This window comes from Kitasatospora sp. NPDC058444 (assembly GCF_042721415.1).
GTDB lineage: Bacteria > Actinomycetota > Actinomycetes > Streptomycetales > Streptomycetaceae > Kitasatospora.
The window spans coordinates 113790-131857 of sequence record NZ_JBHXLL010000003.1 but is presented as its reverse complement, the minus strand read 5'-3'; the positions used below and the strand labels follow the sequence as shown (position 1 = coordinate 131857).

The 18068-nt window shown below is 73.7% G+C and carries 14 protein-coding genes; 8 read left to right on the top strand and 6 right to left on the bottom strand.

Annotated features, from left to right (window positions below; translation table 11 throughout):
* The first annotated feature begins 11 nt into the window (after positions 1 to 11).
* Complete coding sequence (locus ACFWP2_RS05150) at positions 12 to 1226, top strand: ROK family protein (RefSeq protein ID WP_380448423.1); 1215 nt, start codon at positions 12 to 14, stop codon at positions 1224 to 1226.
* Between the two features lie 78 nt (positions 1227 to 1304).
* Here the strand turns inward: ACFWP2_RS05150 and ACFWP2_RS05145 are convergent, their stop codons facing one another.
* Positions 1305 to 2345, bottom strand: coding sequence for a DUF3533 domain-containing protein (locus tag ACFWP2_RS05145; protein ID WP_380448421.1), 1041 nt, complete (start codon positions 2343 to 2345; stop codon positions 1305 to 1307).
* A gap of 125 nt (positions 2346 to 2470) precedes the next feature.
* On the opposite strand from ACFWP2_RS05145, the gene ACFWP2_RS05140 reads away from it, so the two are divergent.
* Both ACFWP2_RS05140 and ACFWP2_RS05135 read left to right on the top strand, forming a co-directional pair.
* A complete protein-coding gene (locus ACFWP2_RS05140) occupies positions 2471 to 2920 on the top strand; it encodes a MarR family winged helix-turn-helix transcriptional regulator (RefSeq protein ID WP_380448419.1) in 450 nt (149 codons plus the stop codon).
* Between the two features lie 164 nt (positions 2921 to 3084).
* Positions 3085 to 4638: an MDR family MFS transporter gene (locus ACFWP2_RS05135; protein WP_380448417.1), complete on the top strand. Its 1554-nt coding sequence runs from the start codon at positions 3085 to 3087 to the stop codon at positions 4636 to 4638.
* An 88-nt stretch (positions 4639 to 4726) separates the two neighbouring features.
* Here ACFWP2_RS05135 and ACFWP2_RS05130 read toward each other — a convergent pair whose 3' ends face one another.
* Both ACFWP2_RS05130 and ACFWP2_RS05125 read right to left on the bottom strand, forming a co-directional pair.
* A complete protein-coding gene (locus ACFWP2_RS05130; RefSeq protein ID WP_380448415.1) occupies positions 4727 to 4981 on the bottom strand; it encodes a hypothetical protein in 255 nt (84 codons plus the stop codon).
* A gap of 26 nt (positions 4982 to 5007) precedes the next feature.
* Entirely contained in the window at positions 5008 to 6189 is a 1182-nt protein-coding gene (locus tag ACFWP2_RS05125; protein WP_380448413.1) for an anion permease, read from the bottom strand.
* A 337-nt stretch (positions 6190 to 6526) separates the two neighbouring features.
* On the opposite strand from ACFWP2_RS05125, the gene ACFWP2_RS05120 reads away from it, so the two are divergent.
* Entirely contained in the window at positions 6527 to 8065 is a 1539-nt protein-coding gene (locus ACFWP2_RS05120; protein ID WP_380448411.1) for an NlpC/P60 family protein, read from the top strand.
* A gap of 115 nt (positions 8066 to 8180) precedes the next feature.
* Here the strand turns inward: ACFWP2_RS05120 and ACFWP2_RS05115 are convergent, their stop codons facing one another.
* From ACFWP2_RS05115 to ACFWP2_RS05105, 3 genes are all read right to left on the bottom strand, one after another.
* On the bottom strand, positions 8181 to 10460 hold the full coding sequence (locus ACFWP2_RS05115) for an FdhF/YdeP family oxidoreductase (RefSeq protein WP_380448409.1): 2280 nt from the start codon (positions 10458 to 10460) through the stop codon (positions 8181 to 8183).
* Between the two features lie 308 nt (positions 10461 to 10768).
* Positions 10769 to 12700 (bottom strand): FAD/NAD(P)-binding protein, encoded by a 1932-nt coding sequence (locus ACFWP2_RS05110; RefSeq protein ID WP_380448407.1) that lies wholly within the window; start codon positions 12698 to 12700, stop codon positions 10769 to 10771.
* Positions 12697 to 13656, bottom strand: a complete 960-nt coding sequence (locus ACFWP2_RS05105; protein ID WP_380448405.1) for an amino acid ABC transporter permease — start codon at positions 13654 to 13656, stop codon at positions 12697 to 12699. Before ACFWP2_RS05105 ends, ACFWP2_RS05110 begins: the two co-directional genes overlap by 4 nt.
* 664 nt (positions 13657 to 14320) lie before the next feature.
* On the opposite strand from ACFWP2_RS05105, the gene ACFWP2_RS05100 reads away from it, so the two are divergent.
* The 4 genes from ACFWP2_RS05100 (at position 14321) to ACFWP2_RS05085 (ending at position 18060) form a co-directional block, all read left to right on the top strand.
* Positions 14321 to 15490, top strand: coding sequence for an LLM class flavin-dependent oxidoreductase (locus tag ACFWP2_RS05100; RefSeq protein ID WP_380448402.1), 1170 nt, complete (start codon positions 14321 to 14323; stop codon positions 15488 to 15490).
* Positions 15487 to 15984, top strand: a complete 498-nt coding sequence (locus ACFWP2_RS05095) for a GNAT family N-acetyltransferase (protein WP_380448400.1) — start codon at positions 15487 to 15489, stop codon at positions 15982 to 15984. Before ACFWP2_RS05100 ends, ACFWP2_RS05095 begins: the two co-directional genes overlap by 4 nt.
* A 10-nt stretch (positions 15985 to 15994) precedes the next feature.
* Positions 15995 to 16942, top strand: coding sequence for an ABC transporter substrate-binding protein (locus ACFWP2_RS05090; RefSeq protein ID WP_380448397.1), 948 nt, complete (start codon positions 15995 to 15997; stop codon positions 16940 to 16942).
* Between the two features lie 122 nt (positions 16943 to 17064).
* Complete coding sequence (locus ACFWP2_RS05085) at positions 17065 to 18060, top strand: amino acid ABC transporter permease (protein ID WP_380448395.1); 996 nt, start codon at positions 17065 to 17067, stop codon at positions 18058 to 18060.
* Positions 18061 to 18068 lie beyond the last annotated feature (8 nt).

The following is an 18068-nucleotide window of genomic DNA, read 5'->3' as shown; positions in this document are numbered from 1 at the left end:
AGGTGAGCCTTATGCACGAGCCGGACCCCGTCCGGACCGGGCCCGCCAGCCAGCAGGGGATGCGCCGGGCCAACCTGGCCCTGGTGCTCGGGACGATCGCGAGCGGACCGCGCTCGCGCGCCGAGGTGGCCGCCGGGACCGGCCTGACCAGGGCCGCCGTCTCCTCGCTCGCCGAACAGCTGATCGCCGTCGGCCTGGTGGTCGAGGAGGGCCCCGCCGCGCCCAGCGGCAAGGTCGGCCGCCCCGGCACCGCGCTCGGCCTCAACCCGGACGGGCCCGGCGGCCTCGGCGCCGAGATCGGGGTGCGCCACCTGGGCGCCTGCGTGGTCGACCTGCGGGGAGAGGTCCGCGCCTGGCGGCGCCGGGAGGTCTCCAACCACGGGCGCCGGCCCGCCGCCGTGATGGCCGACCTCGCCGACCTGCTGCGCGAGGCCGTCACCGAGTCGGGGCTGCGCCCGGCCGGGCTCACCCTGGCCGTGCCCGGGCTGGTCGGCGGCTCGGGCGGGGTGCTCCAGCGGGCCGCCAACCTGGACTGGGAGGACGTCCCGCTGGCCGCCGTACTGCGCCCGGCGCTGCGGGCGGCCGGCGGCGGACTGGCCGAGCTGCCGATCGAGGCGGACAACGAGGCCAACCTCGGCGGACTGGCCGAGCGCTGGCTGGGCGAGGGCCCGGAGGACTTCCTGTACGTCTCCGCCGAGGCCGGGGTCGGCGCGGCGATCGTGGTCGGCGGCCGGCTGCTGCGCGGGGCCGGCGGCTTCGCCGGCGAGTTCGGCCACGTGCCGGTCCACCCCGAGGGGCCGCGCTGCGCCTGCGGGGCGCACGGCTGCCTGGAGCAGTACGCGGGCGAGGCGGCGGTGCTGCGGGCGGCCGGTCTGACCGGTGCCCGGGGCGACTGGGTGACGCTGCTCGCCGACCGTGCCGGGGCCCGGGAGGAGGCGGCCCTCGCGGCGCTCGCCGGGGCCGGTGCCGCGCTCGGCACCGCGGCCGCCGGCGCGGTCAACCTGCTGGACCCGGCCGAGGTGCTGCTGGGCGGCGGCTACGCCCGGCTGGCGCCCTGGCTGCTGCCCGCGATGCGGGCCGAACTGGCCGCCCGGGTGACGGTGCGGCCGTGGTCCGAGGACCGGCTGACGGTCTCCCGGCTGGGCCGCCGGGGCCCGCTGCTGGGCGCGGCGGTGCGGGTCGTCCGGGCCATCGTGGCCGACCCGGGGCCGCTCCCGGCGGGGTGAGCGGGAACGGGCCCGGGAACGCGCCGAGCCCCCGGCCGTGGTGGCCGGGGGCTCGGTGACGAGTGGTGAAGAGGGGGCTCAGGCCTCGACGGAGGCCGGCTCGCGGTCCTCGGCGCGCGGGCCGCGCAGGACGGCCAGCAGGGCGACGCCGATGCCGAGCAGCGCCCAGATCACCAGGACCAGGATCGGCAGCCCCAGGTTGGTGGAGCCGAAGTAGGCGACCGACTTGGTGGCGCTGGTGCCGGCGCCGTTCGGGATCCAGGAGCCGATCGCCCGCCAGAACGGCGGCATCATCGGCGCCGCGTGGACCCCGCCCGCGCTGGGGTTGCCGAGCACCACGAAGATCACTACCGCGATGCCGATGCCGATGATGCCGAACAGGCACTGGAGCGCCATGGTGAAGGCGCCGACCGTGAACACCACCAGCGCGCCGACGGCGCTCAGGCCGAGGATCGAGCCCGGCAGGGCGTCCAGCACCGGCCCGGCGATCAGCGTGCCGAGCAGGCCGGCGCCGATCGAGTAGACCGCGAGCACGCCGAGGCGGATCAGCAGGCGGTGGACGTTGGCCGGCTTGGAGCCCGCGCTGATGCCCAGGATGGAGGCGACCAGGTAGCCGCCGACGCACCAGCCGATGACCAGGTAGAAGCCGGAGAGGCCGTTGGCGTCGCCCTTGTCGAGCGGCACCACGTCCTGGACCTTGACCGTACGGCCCTGGGTCTGGTCGATCGCGGTGGTGATGGACTCGGCGGCCTTGGCGGCCGAGGCGCCGCGGGCGCCGCCGACCAGCAGGGTGTCCTGGGTGGAGGTCGGGTCCACGACCAGCGCGGCGTAGAGCTTCTGGTCCTTGATCTGCTGGGTCGCCGTCTCGGCGTCCGGCGCGGTGACGGCCCGGACGGCGTCGTTCGGCACCGACTCCAGCGCGGCGACCAGCTTGGGGGTGACCTGCGGCGGGGCGACCACCGCGATGGAGAGGTTCTGCGGGGCGGGCTTGTGCAGCGCCCCGATGTAGGAGGTGATGAAGCCGAGCTGGAGCAGCAGCACGCCGATCACGAGCAGTGCCGCGCGCGGGGTGACCGCACTCTTCAGTTCGGCGACGAAACCCTGCCCCGGGGCTGCCATCCACATCTCCTTGCGTAACGGGGAAAAACGGTACTTCCAGAACCGATACTTCATACCATGAAGTAGTTGGCTTGTCGCACCTCCGCGCCGGACCGCGGCCGGGGCGGCTGCGCGATACTGGCGCGGTGAGTGACGAGGATGCCCTGGTGGCGGTGGAGCGCGAGGTCGCGCTGATGTTCCGGCGGGGCCGGGCCAGAGTGGCGGAACTCTCACGGCGGGTGCACCCCGGACTGGAGGGGATGGCGTACAGCCTGCTCGGCTACATCGAGCAGGCCGGGCCGGTGCGGGTGACGGACGCCGGCGCGCACTTCTCGATCGGCAAGGCGACGGTGAGCCGGCAGATCCGGACGCTGGAGGAGCTCGGCCTGGTGGCCCGGGAGACGGACCCGCTGGACCGCCGGTCCGCGCTGGTCTCGCTCACCGAGGACGGGCGGCGGCGCTACCTGGCCGCGCGCGACGCCCGGATGCGGCGGGTGCGCGAGGTGATGGGCGGCTGGTCGCCGCAGGACGTGGACCGCTTCGCGGAGCTGCTGCACCGCTTCAACGAGGTGCTGGAGGAGCCGACCGCCGAGTGATCCGGCGGTCGCCGGCGAGGCGATCGGGGTCGTGGGCGAGGCTTTACTTTCCCTTGAAGAAAGTTGCCTAATTCAACCATCTCGGCTTATGGTTGCTTACGGCAACGAACTTTCATGATCCGTGTGTCCCGCGCGCCCGCGCGCCGCCTCGCCGAAGGACCCAGATGACCGTGACCACCGAGGCCGCGAGCGGAACCGCCGCGGCCGACAGTCAGCAGATGACCCACCGGCAGGTGATGGAGGCGCTCTCCGGCCTGCTGCTCGGCCTCTTCGTGGCCGTGCTCTCCTCGACCGTCGTCTCCAACGCCCTGCCGCACATCCTCGCCGACCTGCACGGCGGCCAGTCCGCGTACACCTGGGTGATCACCGCGGCCCTGCTCACCCTCACCGCCTCCACCCCGATCTGGGGCAAGCTCTCCGACCTCGTCAGCAAGAAGCTGCTGCTCCAGATCGCCCTGCTGATCTACATCGGCACCTCGGCGCTGGCCGGCCTCTCCCAGAACACCGGCGAGCTGATCGCCTGCCGCGCGCTCCAGGGCATCGGCGCCGGCGGTGTGGTGGCGCTCGGCCAGATCTGCCTGGCCGCGATGGTCCCGGCCCGCGAGCGCGGCCGCTACAGCGGCTACTTCGGCGCGGTCTTCGCGCTCGCCACCATCGGCGGACCGCTGATCGGCGGCGTCATCGTGGACACCTCCTGGCTCGGCTGGCGCTGGTGCTTCTACGTCGGCATCCCGTTCGCGCTGGTCGCGATCCTGGTGGTGCAGCGCACCCTCAAGCTGCCGGTGGTCAAGCGCCGGGCGAAGATCGACTACCTGGGCGCGCTGGTCATCACCGGCTCGGTCAGCCTGCTGATGATCTGGATCACCCTGGCCGGCAAGAACTACGCCTGGCTGTCCTGGCAGACCGCGGCCATGGTCGGCGGCGGCCTGCTGCTGGGCGCCCTGGCCGTCGTGATCGAGCGCCGCGCCGCCGAGCCGATCATCCCGCCGAGCCTCTTCCGGTACCGCACCGTCGTCCTGGCCGCGCTCGCCAGCGTGCTGGTCGGCGTCGGGATGTACGGCGCGACCACCTTCCTCAGCCAGTACTTCCAGCTGGCCCGCGCCAAGTCCCCGACCATGGCCGGCCTGATGACGCTGCCGATGATCCTCGGCCTGGCGGTCTCCTCCGCGGTGGCCGGCCGGCTGATCACCAAGTACGGGAAGTGGAAGGCCTACCTGGTCTCCGGCACCGCGCTGCTCGCCATCGGCTTCGGGCTGCTCGGCACCGCCCGGGCCGACACCGACTACGGGCTGCTCTCCGTCTACATGGCGATCACCGGCATCGGCCTCGGCCTGACCAGCCAGAACCTGGTCCTCGCCGTGCAGAACACGGTGCCCCGGAACGAGCTCGGCGCGGCCAGCTCGGTGGTCACCTTCTTCCGCACCATGGGCGGCGCGATGGGCGTCTCCGCGCTCGGCGCGCTGATGACCGACAAGGTCGGCCACTACCTGGCCGAGAACCTGGCCGCGGCGCACGTCCCGGCCTCGCCCGCGGCCTCCGGCAGCGGCATCCCCGACCTCGCCAAGCTGCCCGCCCCGCTGGTGCCGCTGGTGACGGACGCCTTCGGCCACGGCGTCGGCACCGTCTTCCTGTGGGCCGCCCCGTTCGCGGCGCTGGCCTTCGTCACCGTGCTCTTCATCCGGGAGACGGTGCTGAAGACCACCACCCAGGAGGGCTGACCGGCCGTCGGGACACGCGAACGGGCCGGGGAGTGCGCAGGCACTCCCCGGCCCGTCGGCCTGTGTACGGCTACGGCTACGGCTCCGGCTACTTGCCGGCGATCAGCGACAGCCCGTAGAGGACGGCCCCGCCGCACAGCGCGAAGCAGACGCACGCGCCGGCCAGGGCGAGCCTGCCGCCGCCCGCGGCCCCGGCGCCCTCGCCGCCCTCACGGACGGCGGCCACCGCGGCCTCGCGGCGGGACAGCGCCAGGATGCCGAGCGCGAAGACGCAGACCACGGCGACGGTGATGCCGAAGCTGAACCCGGCGGTCTGGGCCAGGGCGTTCCACTTGATGTGCATGGTGAGTGCTCCTCAGTCGACGGCGCTCAGGCCGCGACCGTGGTCGAGGCGGGGGTGGGGGCGTTCGCGGCGGTGCCGGCCGGTGCGACCTCGACCGGGGTGACGTCGACGTCGTTGACGTTGTCCGCGCCGACCGGCTGGCGGCGGGAGATCAGCCACATCGCTCCCGCGCCGGCCACCAGCACGGCGCCGACCAGGGCGACGCCCCAGCTGCCCTGCTCGGCCAGCAGGGCCGCACCGCCGGAGACCACGGCGGCGGCCGGCAGGGTCAGGCCCCAGGTGTAGACCATGCGGCGGACCAGGCTCCAGCGCAGCTCGCCCTTCGGGCCGCCGAGGCCGGCGCCCATGATGCCGCCGGAGCAGACCTGGGTGGTGGAGAGGCCGAAGCCCATGTGCGAGGAGGTCAGGATGACGGTCGCGGCGGCCGACTCGGAGGCGAAGCCCTGCGGCGGGCGGATGTCCGCCAGGCCCTTGCCCATCGAGCGGATGATGCGCCAGCCACCCATGTAGGTGCCGAGCGCGATCGCGGCGCCGGCGGAGACGATCACCCAGGTGGGGGGCAGCGCGCCGTGCGGCAGGGCGCCGACCGAGACCAGGGTCAGGGTGATGATGCCCATCGTCTTCTGGGCGTCGTTGGTTCCGTGCGCGAGCGAGATCAGGGAGGAGGAGAAGACCTGGCCGGTCTTGAAGCCCTTCTCGGTGGTCGCGGCGTTGCCCTTGCGGGTGATCACGTACGCCAGCTTGGTGGCGCCCCAGGAGGCCAGACCGGCGACGAACGGGGAGGCGACCGCCGGGATGAGGATCTTGGTGACCACGGTGTCGAAGTTGACGCCGTTCATGCCGACACCGACGATCGTGGCGCCGATCAGGCCGCCGTACAGGGCGTGCGACGAGCTGGACGGCAGACCGCGCAGCCAGGTCAGCAGGTTCCAGAGGATCGCGCCCGCCAGGGCGGCGAAGATGATCTCCGGGTGGACGCCGGCCTTCTCGTTGACGATGCCGCCGGAGATGGTGGTGGCGACCTTCACGGACAGGAACGCACCCGCGAAGTTGAGCAGGGCCGCGATGGTGACCGCGACCTTCGGACGAAGGGCTCCGGTCGCGATCGCGGTGGCGGCCGCGTTGGCGGTGTCGTGGAACCCGTTGGTGAAGTCGAAGGCGAGCGCCGTGATGATCACAACGGCTACCAGGAACGAGATGTGTTCCATACCCAAACAATCGTCGTAGTTGTCGCACGGACGTTGGTGACGTCGTGACCGTAGGTCTGCTTGGTAAACAGAAGGTTAACTGGGCCGGGAATCGTGGTTCCGATGGTTGACTCGGGGTGACCACTTGCTTTCATCGAGGTGACGTGGGCCGCGCTGAGCTGGACATTAGCGGAGAACATCCCGGTTCCGCCCGGTTTGTTGAGAGCTGTCTCACAGATCAATCGAGAATTAACCTCCCAGTCCGCATGCGCCCTGTTTCCGGCGAGTAACCCGTGGGAGGATCTGCGGGATCCGGGAAGCCGGGACAGGGGCAGTGCGCGGCGGGGAGGGCCAGACCATGGGCGGGGCGGGACAGAGAGCCGAGACGGCACACGTACGGCCCTGGGTCCGGGCGGCACTGCGCTGCGGAGCCGTCCTCGCGGCCGCGGCGCTCGCGCTGCCGGTGGGCGCCCAGGCCGCCTGGGCCGCGCCCGACCCCGGGGCCGGCCAGGCCGTCACCGACGCCGACCCGCTCGCCGCCGCCAAGGCCACCCTCGGCCCGCTGCTCGACCGGCTGCACGCGCTCTACCAGAGCGCCGAGGCCGCCACCGAGCAGTACAACGGCGCCGTCGCCAAGGCGGCCGAGCAGCAGACCGCGCTCACCGACCTCCAGGGCCGGCTGGACCGCCAGCAGAAGCAGGTCGACGCCGGCACCGACATCGCCTCGCAGCTCGCCGCCGCGCAGTACCGCAACGGCGCCGCGTCGGCCTACGCCGAGCTGCTGCTCTCCAAGGACCCGTACGAGGCGGTCGTCATCGCCGAGCTGCTCGCCTCGGCCAGCCGCTCGCAGTCCGAGTTCCTGGACAAGCTGAAGAGCGACCGGGACGCGCTGGACGGGCTGAAGAAGCAGACCGAGGAGGCGCTGACGACCTCCCGGACGCTGGTCGCCCAGCAGGACGCGGCCAAGGCCAAGGCGACCGCCGACCTCGCCGCGGTCGAGCAGGTGGTCTCCTCGCTGACCGGCGCCCAGCGCACCGAGCTGGAGCAGCTGGAGAAGGCCAAGGCGGACGAGGCGCAGCTCGCGTTCCTCGCCTCCGGGGCGCTCGGCAAGGGCGAGCGCACGCCCTCCCTCCAGGGGCGCGCGGCCATCACCTTCGCGCTGGCACAGGTGGGCAAGCCGTACCTGTGGGGCGGCACCGGTCCGGACGCCTACGACTGCTCGGGCCTCACCTCGCAGGCCTGGCTGCACGCCGGCAAGCCGATCCCGCGCACCAGCCAGGAGCAGTGGGCGCAGCTGCCGCACGTGGCGCTCAACCAGCTGCGGCCCGGCGACCTGGTGGTCTACTTCCAGGACGCCTCGCACATCGGGATGTACATCGGCGGCGGGCTGATCGTGCAGGCGCCGCGGCCCGGTGCGTTCATCAAGATCTCGCCGATCGGCTCGATGCCGATCCTCGGGGCCGTCCGCCCCGACCCGTCCGGCACGGCCGACGACGCCGGCGGCGCCTGGAAGGTGCCCGACCTCCCGGCCGGCTGGGACTCCGTCACGCCGATCGCGCCGAGCCCGGTCCACCAGGTGCCGGCCCAGCCGGCCCCGGGCGGCGCGGTGACGCCGCCGGCCGTGCCGGAGACGCCCGCCACCCCGGGCGGCAGCGGTACCCCGACCGACCCGGGGACGCCGTCCGGCGGCACGCCGACCTCGACCCCGACCGGCACGCCGACCGGTCCGGGCACGCCGACCCCGACCGGGACGCCGGGCACCCCGAGCGGGACGGGCACGCCCACCCCGACCGGGACGGGCACCCCGACGCAGGGTCCGAGCGGCACCGGCTCGGCGACCGCCTCGGCCCCGGGCAGCGCGACGGCCACGCTGCCGCTGGGCACGCCGACGCACTGACGCCGCGGCACCGGCCGCCGTAGCACGGGGACTGAAACCCGGAGGCCGAAACCCGGAGGCCGCCCCACGTCACCGGACGTGGGGCGGCCTCCGTGCTGCCCGGGGCGGCCGGCCGCTACTCGCCGCTGTCGGCGGCGAAGCGGATCACGACGGCCTTGGAGGTGGGGGTGTTGCTGATGTCGGCGGTGGAGTCGAGCGGCACCAGGACGTTGGTCTCGGGGTAGTAGGCCGCCGCGCCGCCGCGGGCGACGGGGTAGTGGACGACCCGGAAGTGCGGGGCGCGGCGCTCCACGCCGTCGCTCCACTCGCCGACCAGGTCGACGTACCCTCCGTCGGTGAGCCCGAGCTCGTCGGCGTCCGCGGGGTTGACCAGGACCACCCGGCGGCCGCCCTTGATGCCGCGGTAGCGGTCGTCGAGGCCGTAGATCGTGGTGTTGTACTGGTCGTGCGAGCGCAGGGTCTGGAGCAGCAGCCGGCCCGGCGGGACCTCGGGGGCGGTCAGCGGGTTGACGGAGAAGTTGGCCTTCCCGGTCGCGGTCGGGAAGGTGCGGGTGTCCCGGGGGCCGTGCGGCAGGGTGAAGCCGCCGGGGCGGCGGACCTTCTCGTTGTAGTCCTCGAACCCCGGCACCACACGGGCGATCCGGTCCCGCAGGGTGTCGTAGTCGGCGGCGAAGTCCTCCCACGGCACGGTGTCCCGCGGCCCGAGCACGGCGCGGGCGAGCCGGCAGACGATCGCGGTCTCGGAGAGCAGCCCGGGCGCGGGCGGGCGCAGGCCGCCGCGCGAGGCGTGCACCTGGCCCATCGAGTCCTCGACGCTGACGAACTGGGCGCCGCGCGCGGTGACGTCCCGGTCGGTGCGGCCCAGGGTGGGCAGGATCAGGGCGCGGGCGCCGGTGACCACGTGCGAGCGGTTGAGCTTGGTGGAGACGTGGACGGTCAGCCGGCAGCGGCGCATCGCGGCCTCGGTGACCTCGGTGTCCGGGGTGGCCGCGACGAAGTTGCCGCCCATCGCGAAGAAGACCCCGACCCTGCCGTCCCGCATCGCGCGGATGGTGTCCACCGAGTCGAGGCCGTGCTCGCGCGGCGGCTCGAAGCCGAACTCCTCGCCCAGCGCGTCCAGGAAGGCGCTGGTGGGGCGTTCGAAGATGCCCATCGTCCGGTCGCCCTGGACGTTGCTGTGCCCGCGCACCGGGCAGACCCCGGCGCCGGGGCGGCCGACGTTGCCGCGCAGCAGCAGGAAGTTGACCACCTCGCGGATGGTCGGCACGGCGTGCTTGTGCTGGGTGAGGCCCATCGCCCAGCAGACGATGATCTTCTCGGACTTCAGCACCAGCCGGCCGAGCTCCTCGATCTGCTCCCAGGGCAGGCCGGTCGCGGCGAGCACCTCGGCGCGGTCGGTGGTCCGCGCCTGGGCCTCGAACTCCTCGAAGCCGTAGCAGTGTTCGGCGACGAAGTCGCGGTCGACGCCGTCCTGCTCCAGGACGATCCGGTTCAGCGCGCGGAACAGCGCGAGGTCGCCGCCGAGGCGGATCTGCAGGAAGAGGTCGGTCAGCTTGGTGCCGTGGCCGACCAGGCCGCGCGCGTGCTGGGGGTTCTTGAACCGCTCCAGTCCCGCCTCCGGCAGCGGGTTGACGCTGACGACGGTGGCGCCGGCCCGCTTGGCGCGCTCCAGCGCGGAGAGCATCCGGGGGTGGTTGGTGCCCGGGTTCTGGCCGGCCACGATGATCAGGTCGGCCTGGTAGAGGTCCTTCAGGCTGACGCTGCCCTTGCCGACGCCGAGCGTCTCGGTGAGTGCCGAACCCGAGGACTCGTGGCACATGTTGGAGCAGTCCGGCAGGTTGTTGGTGCCGAGCCGGCGGGCGAACAGCTGGTACGCGAAGGCGGCCTCGTTGCTGGTCCGGCCGGAGGTGTAGAACGCGGCGCCGTCCGGGGTGTCCAGGGCCTTCAGCTCCTCGGCGATCAGCGCGAAGGCGTCGTCCCAGGAGATCGGCGTGTAGTGGGTGGCGCCCTCGTCGAGCAGCATCGGCCGGGTGAGCCGGCCCTGCTGGCCCAGCCAGTAGCCGGAGCGCTCGGCGAGGTCGGCGACCGGGTGGGCGGCGAAGAACTCGGCGTGGACGCGGCGCTCGGTGGCCTCCTCGGCGACGGCCTTGGCGCCGTTCTCGCAGAACTCGGCGGTGTGCGGCTTGTCCGGCTCCGGCCAGGCGCAGCCGGGGCAGTCGAAGCCGTTCTGCTGGTTGACCTTGAGCAGGGTGGCCAGGGTGCGGCGGGCGCCCATCTGCTCGGCGGCCATCCGCAGGCTGTGGCCGACGGCGGGCAGCCCGGCGGCCGCGTGCTGGGGCGCGGACACCTGGGGGGCGTCCTGCGCCGGGTCGCTCTGCGGGGCCTGCTTGGCCATGGCCGCTCTCCTCGGGCTCTGCTGGTTCGCGCCGCCGCGTTCGTGCGGAGGTTCGATTCCATCCTTCCACCTGGCCGGGGGCCGGGGGGAGGGGGAGGAAGGGAGGGACGACGGCGGGGGAAGTCCGGTGGACGGCGCCGGTGGGGTCCGGGCGTCTTGGCGGGAGGGGGCGGCGTGCGAGTCGGGGACGTCCCGGACGGCCGGTACGAGCTGCTGCCCGGCCCGCACGCCGCCCGGGGCCCGACCTTGTGGAGGAGGTCTTGGGCCCCTGAACGGCGTCGCCACGGCGCTCACTGCGGTCACTGCCCTCAGGCCGCCAGTACCGGGGTCGCCGGGAGCGCGGCCAGGGCGTGGAGCAGGGCGCGGGCGGCGGCGTCGTTCTGCCGGAAGCCCGGGGCGTCGGTGCGCGGGCGGGCGAAGGCGGCGGCCGCGCGCAGGCTGGTGTGCGGGCCGAGGGCGGTGCGGCGGGGGTGCGGGGCGCCGCCGAGGGCCGGGTCGAGCAGCCGGCTGTCCGCGGGGGTGATGGTGACCAGGCCGGAGCGGTGGGTGTAGTCCGGGTCGGTGACCACCTCCTCGACGATCCGGCCGGTGCGGTGCAGCTCGCGCAGCACCGGGTCCAGGGTGCGGGCCAGCGCGTGCTTGGGCAGGTACGCCTCGATCAGCGCGGTCGCGGTGACGTGGTGGCCGGGCACGGTGGCGCCGCGGGCCCGCCAGGTGCCGCTCGCCTCGTCCCGTTCGACCCGGACGTCCGGGCCGAGGAAGCGCACCACCCCGGCCTCGGAGAGGGCGAGCAGCTGGCGCAGCCGGAAGCCGGGCGGCCCGGAGGCGAGGAAGCTGAAGTAGCCGAAGAACCACTCGTCCACCTCCTCGGCGAGCGACCGGGCGGTGAGCCGGCCGCTCGCCATCACCCGGGGGAGCTGGCCGAACAGCGAGAGCAGGGCGAGGAAGGCGCCGAGGTCGGCGCTGTGCGCGGGGTCGGCGCGGCGGTCGACGTCGGCGGTGACGTACCCGCGCAGATGCGCCTGGAGCTCCTCGTCGGTGCCGAGTTCGAGCCCGGCCAGCGGGTGGTCGAGCCGTTCGAAGTCGAGCCGGTCGGCCGGGTCGGGGACGGCCTCGGCGACCAGGGCGGCGAGTTCGGGGCTGTACCAGCCGTGCCGGTCGTAGCGGTCGAGGAACTCCGGCCAGGGCAGGGCGGTGCGCTCGGGGTGGGCGTGGAACAGCTCGTGGTAGTGCCCGAAGCCGACCTCCTTGGCCATCGACGGCCAGAAGTCGCGCCGTAGTTCGAGCTGCCCGCCGGTGGCGAGCACGGCGTCCACGGCGGCCGCGTCGAAGTACCGGGGGAGCGGGGCGGGCGGCCCCTGGAGCCGGTAGTCGGTCTTGGCGTGGTACGGGACGCCGCGCCGGGAGCCGAGGTGGAGCACCGGCTCGCGGCCGGACGGGAGGTAGCGCAGGGCGGGCCCGTCCCCGGTGGCCTCGAAGCGGCCGCCGCGGCCCTCGGTGAGCAGCGCGACCAGGTCCACCGCGGCGAGGCCGAGGCCGCGCAGCACCACCTGTTCGCCGGGGGCGAGGCCGGCGAGTTCGGCGGCCACGTCGGCGGAGTAGGCGGGCGGGAGGTGGAAGCGGCCGTGCCGGGCGGCGAATTCGGCGTCGGCGGCGTGGCGCGGGTGCGGGGCCGAGTCGAGGTGGCCGAGGGTGAGCGCGACGTGGTCGGCGGTGAGCGTCCGGTCGGTGAGGTGGACGGTCTGCGGGCCGTCGGCGGGGCCCTCGATCCGCCGGACGGTGTCGCGGTGGACGGTGACCGTGACGTGCGCCGGCAGGTCGGCGACGGCGCGGCGGAACACCCAGTCCAGGTAGGCGCTCTGGGCCCGGCGGGTGGGGAAGTCGGTGGGCGCGAGGGTGCGCAGCTCGGCCCGTACGCCCGGGTCGGCGACCTCCCGGTAGGGCGCGAACTCCTCCTGCCGCGGGGCCCATTCGGCCAGCGAGGGGCCGGGGCGGACGGGCCCCGCGAGGGTGGAGCGCTCGTCGGTGAACATGGTGACGTCCTCGGCCATGGAGTTCATCCGCAGCAGCGGGGACTGGTCGTGGCGCCAGATTCGGCCCGCGCCCGGCGGGTACGGGTCGACCAGGTGGATCGCCAACGGCCGGTCGGCGGGCAGGAGTTCGGCGGCGTTGGCGGCGATCCGCTCCAGCAGTCCGGTGCCGCGCGGGCCGGCGCCGACGATGACGAGCGTCGAGGTCATGCCTTCGCCACCTTCACGAAGGCGGCGCGGGCCCGCTGCAGCGGGGTGGGCGGCAGGCCGTCGCGGGTGGCACCCCGGGCGAAGCGCCGCTCCACGTAGTACTGGCCGATGGACAGCAGGGTGGTGACCACCAGGTACCAGAGGGTGGCGACCATCAGCATCGGGATGACCTGGTACGACTGGAGGTAGACCAGCTGCACCGAGTAGAGCAGGTCGGAGACGGCCAGCACGCTGACGATGCTGGTGCCCTTGAGCGCGCCGATCAGCATGTTCCCGGCGCTCGGCACGATCGCCCGCATTGCCTGCGGCACCACGATCCGGCGCAGCACCCGCCACCGGCCGAGCCCGAGCGCGGACGCCGCCTCCAGCTGGCCGCGGTCGACGGAGAGGATGCCGCCGCGGATCACCTCGGCGGCGTAGGCGGTCTCCAGCAGGGTGAGGCCGATGACGGCGGTCAGGGTGGGGCCCATCAGGTTGACGGTCCTGACCGTGACGAACTCGGGGCCGAAGGGGATGCCGAGGCCGAGGGTCGGGTAGAGCGCGCCGATGTTGAAGAAGAACAGCAGCTGCACCAGGGGCGGGGTGGAGCGGAACACCCAGATGTAGGCCCAACTCAGCGTGCGCAGCACCGGGTTGGCGGACAGCCGCATGGTGGCGAGGAGGGTGCCGAGCAGGAAGCCGAGGGCGAGGGTGACGGCCGTCAGCCAGAGGGTCAGGGCGAGCCCGTCGAGCACGGACCGGGCGGTGAACCAGTCGGCGACCAGGCTCCACTGGAAGGCCTTGTTGCGGATCACCGAGTTGACGGCCATCGCGGCCAGCAGCAGGGCGACGGCGGCGGCGGCCCACTGGCCGGGCTTGCGGCGGGCGACGATCCGGGCCTCGGCGGAGGGCGGCGCGGTGGGGCCGTCGAGGGCGGTGGGGGCGGGGGCGGGCAGGACGTCCTGCGGGGTGGCCATGGCGGCGGCTCCTGGGCGGAGTGCGGGCGGGGAGGGGTACGGCGGTGGTCACGTACGCGGGCGCGGCCCGCGTCCCTCAACACGGCCGGCGCATTGCACTGCACTCCGCGCCGATCGTACGCATGCGCGATCGACGGCTGTCAAGGGTGATCGGGGGTGGGGGAGGGCCCGGTGGAAGCGTGTCGGAGAAGTGACAGGAGATCGCAACAGTGCGGCAATGATGGACGGTTGACGGACCGATCGGCCGACTGCTCAACTTGAGGCCATGTACGCCGAGCAGCCCCTGGTCAGCCGCGACCACATCGACTTCGGTCGGGTGTGGTCCGCGGCGTGTCGCGGCTGACCCGGCAGCGGGCCGTCCGTCCGGCCTGATCTCCCGGCGGGGAGCCCTCCCTCGGTTCACCCCGTCGCGGCCCGGATCCGTCGTCGACGACCGGCGCCGCGTCAGGCCTTCGCTGCCACCGACTTCGCACTGCGCTCCGGCCCTCCCGTACTCCGGCTCTCCCCGCACTCCGGCTCTCCCGTACTCCGGCTCTCCCGTACTCCGGCAGTCCTCCCGCACTCCTGCGTCACCGTCACCCGTTCGACGGCCGCCCCGCCGCGGCCGCCTCCGGGCTGCCCACCCGCGGCCCACCGGAGTCCCGCCCACCCGAAAGGTTCCGTCATGCCCGTCGAATTCCTCGGCATCGCCGCCACCGGCGATGGCTCGGAGACCACCGCCCGCACCACCGCCGCCTTCGACCGCGACTACACCCTGCGGCTGGCCCGGGCGCACGAGGACCACGGCTGGGACCGGGTGCTCTTCGCCTACGCGGCCGGTGCCCCGGAGCCCGCGGCGGCGGCGGCCTTCCTCGCCTCGCACCTGGACCGCCTCCAGATCCTGCTGGCGCACCGGCCGAACGTCTCCTACCCGACCTTCGCGGCCAAGACCTTCGCGACCCTCGACCGGATCAGCGACGGCCGGCTGACCGTGCACTTCATCACCGGCGGCAACGACCACGAGCAGCAGCGCGAGGGCGACTTCCTGACCAAGGACCAGCGCTACGAGCGCACCCGGGAGTACATCGGCATCGTCAAGAAGGCCTGGACCAGCCGGGAGCCCTTCGACCACGAGGGCCCGCACTACCGCTTCAACGACTTCGTCTCGGACGTCTTCCCCGTCCAGCAGCCGCGCCCGGCGGTCTCCTTCGGCGGCTCCTCGGACGCGGCCTACGCGGCCGGCGGCGCCGAGGCGGACATCTACTGCCTGTGGGGCGAGCCGCTGGCCCGCACCGCCGAGCAGATCGAGCGGGTGAAGGAGGCGGCCCGGGCCGCCGGGCGCACCGACGTGCCGCGGATCCAGGTGGCGTTCCGGCCGATCATCGCGCCGACCGAGGAGCTGGCCTGGGAGAAGGCGCACCGGACGGTGGCCGCGATCCGGGCCCGCCGGGGTGCCGAACGGCCGGGCGCGGGCCCCGGGGCGGTGGCACCCGGGGCGGCACCCGAGAACACCGGCTCCCAGCGGCTGCTGGAGATCGCCGAGGCGGGCGAGCGCTACGACCGCGCCCTGTGGACCCCGACCGCCGCGGCCACCGGCGCGGCGGGCAACTCCAACGCGCTGGTCGGCACCCCGGAGACGGTCGCCCAGGCGCTGCTCGACTACTACGACCTCGGCGTGGACATCCTCTCCGCGCGCGGCTACCACCTGCTGGACGACGCGATCGACTTCGGCCGGTACGTCATCCCGATCGTCCGCGAGGAGGTGGCCAAGCGGGACGCCGCCAAGGCCGGGGCGAGCGCCAAGGCGTCGCAGGCGGAGCGCGACCGCCACCAGCTGATCGCGGTGCAGGCGTGAGCCCGTCGCCGGCGGCCGTCTTCCGCTCGGTCGCCATCGACGATCCGCTGGTCGAACCGCTGCTGCGCGAGCTCACCCACGAGTACGTCACCCGGTACGGCCCCGAGGCGCACCAGGAGATGACCCGCTACCCGGCCGAGGACTTCGCCGAGCCGCACGGGGTGCTGCTGCTCCTGCTGGAGGACGGCGAACCGGTGGCCGGCGGCGCCTACAAGCGCTACGACGAGCGCACCGCCGAGGTGAAGCGGATGTGGACGCACTCCGCGCACCGGCGCCGGGGCCTGGCCCGCCGGGTGCTGGCCGAGCTGGAGCGGACGGCGGCCGCGGCCGGCTACACCCGGCTCTACCTGACCACCGGCCCGCTCCAGCCCGAGGCCAGGAACCTCTACCTGGCGGCCGGCTACACCGCGCTGTTCGACGTCTCGGCCGACCCCCTGACCATCGGCCCGCTCCCCTTCGAGAAGCACCTGGCCGTCCTGGCCCCGACCTCCTGAAAGGCCCCCCGTGAGAACCAGCACCGTCCGCCGCCGCCTGCTCGCGACCACCGCCCTGCTGCCGGTCCTGGCCCTGGCGGCCTGCGGCTCGGACCCGAAGATCGCGGGCGCGGCGGTGGCGGGCGGTCCGGCCGCCACCGCCACCGAGGACCTCGTCTCCGGCCTCACCCGGTCGGAGGCCGCCGCCGCGCTGCTGCCCGAGGAGGTCCGCAAGGCCGGCACGCTGAAGTTCGGCTCGGCCTTCGGCTCGCCGCCCACCGCGTTCTACGTCGACCAGGTCGCCAAGAAGCCCGCCGGGATCGACGTGGACTTCACCGACGCGGTGGCCAAGCTGCTCGGCCTGGGCGTCCAGCGCGAGGAGGCCGCCTTCGAGACCATCCTGCCCGCCCTGGACAGCGGGAAGTACGACGTCGGCACCGGCAACTTCGGGGTCACCGCGACCCGGCTGAAGACCATCGACTTCGTCACCTACATCGACGACGGCCAGGGTTTCGCGGTGAAGAAGGACAACACCGCGGTCCAGCCGGTCACCGACCTGGTCCAGCTGTGCGGACTGACCGTCGGCACCGGCGCCGGCACCACCTTCGAGACCACCCTCAACAGCCGGAAGGGCGTCTGCGCCGACGCCGGGAAGAAGCCGTACGAGGTCAAGGCGTTCAGCGAGAGCGGCGCCCTGCTGACCAGCCTCCAGCAGGGCCGGGTGGACGTCGTGATGTCCACCATCAACGGCCTGCGCCACCAGGCCGCGCAGGAGGCCTCCGGGACCCGCTTCCTCGGAGAGTTCCACCGCCTCGACGTCGGCTTCGCCCTGAAGAAGGGCTCGAAGCTCGCCCCGGCCCTCCAGGCGGCGGTCAACCAGCTGATCAAGGACGGGACGTACGAGCGGATCCTGCGCAAGTGGGGGGTCGCCGAGTCGGCGATCAAGGAGTCGCAGATCAGCCCGCCCGAGCACACCTGAGCCCGAGCACACCTGAGCCCGAGCACACCTGAGCCCGAGCCCCCGCCCGAGCCCGCGCCCGCCCGCGCCCCCGACCGTCCCCCGACCGTCCCCCGAGCCCAGGGCCCGTCGAAGGAGTCCCGATGACCGTCAGCACCGAAGCACCACCCGCCCCGTCGAGACCGGCGGCCGCCGCCCTCGACCTCGACGCCCTGGCCGGCCTGCGGACCGTCCCCGCCCGGCACCCCTGGCGCTGGGCCGCCGGGATCGCCGCGCTGGTCGTGCTCGCCCAGTTCGCCCACGGCCTGGCCACCAACCCCGGCTGGGACTGGGCCACGTTCCGGCTCTACTTCACCGCCGACACCATCCTCCGGGCGATCGGCCGGACCCTCGAACTCACCGCCTACGGCACCGTGCTGGGCTTCGTCCTGGGCACCGCGGTGGCCGCGATGCGGCTGTCCCGCAGCGCGATCCTGCGCTCCATCGCCTGGGCCTACGTCTGGGTGTTCCGCTCGATCCCGCTGATCGTCCAGCTGGTGTTCTGGTTCAACCTCTCCTACCTCTACAAGCGGTTCGGGTTCGGCATCCCGTTCGGCCCGACCTTCGGCGACGTCGAGACGGTCGGGGTGCTCGGCGCGCTCGGTGCGGCGGTGCTCGGCCTCGGGCTGCACCAGGCCGCGTTCGCCGCCGAGATCATCCGCGGCGGCATCATCGCGGTGGACGCCGGCCAGCGGGAGGCCGCCGCCGCGCTCGGCATCCCGCGGTGGCGCCAGGGCTGGCGGATCGTGCTGCCGCAGGCGATGCGCGGCATCCTGCCGGCCGCCGCCAACGAGGTGATCTCCCTGCTCAAGGGCACCTCGGTGGTCTACGTGATGGCCATCGGCGAGCTCTTCTACCAGGCCCAGGTCATCTACGGCCGCACCGGCCGGGTGGTGCCGCTGCTGATGGTCGCCACCGTCTGGTACGTGCTGCTGACCACCGTGCTCTCGATCGGCCAGTACTACGTCGAGCGCCACTTCGCCCGCGGTGCCGAGCGCACCCCGCCGCCCACCCCGTGGCAGCGCGTCCGGGCCCTCGCCCGGAACCTGCCGGCCCGCACCCGGCCCGCCGCCGCCCGCACCTCCGGAGGACAGTCGTGACCACCCTG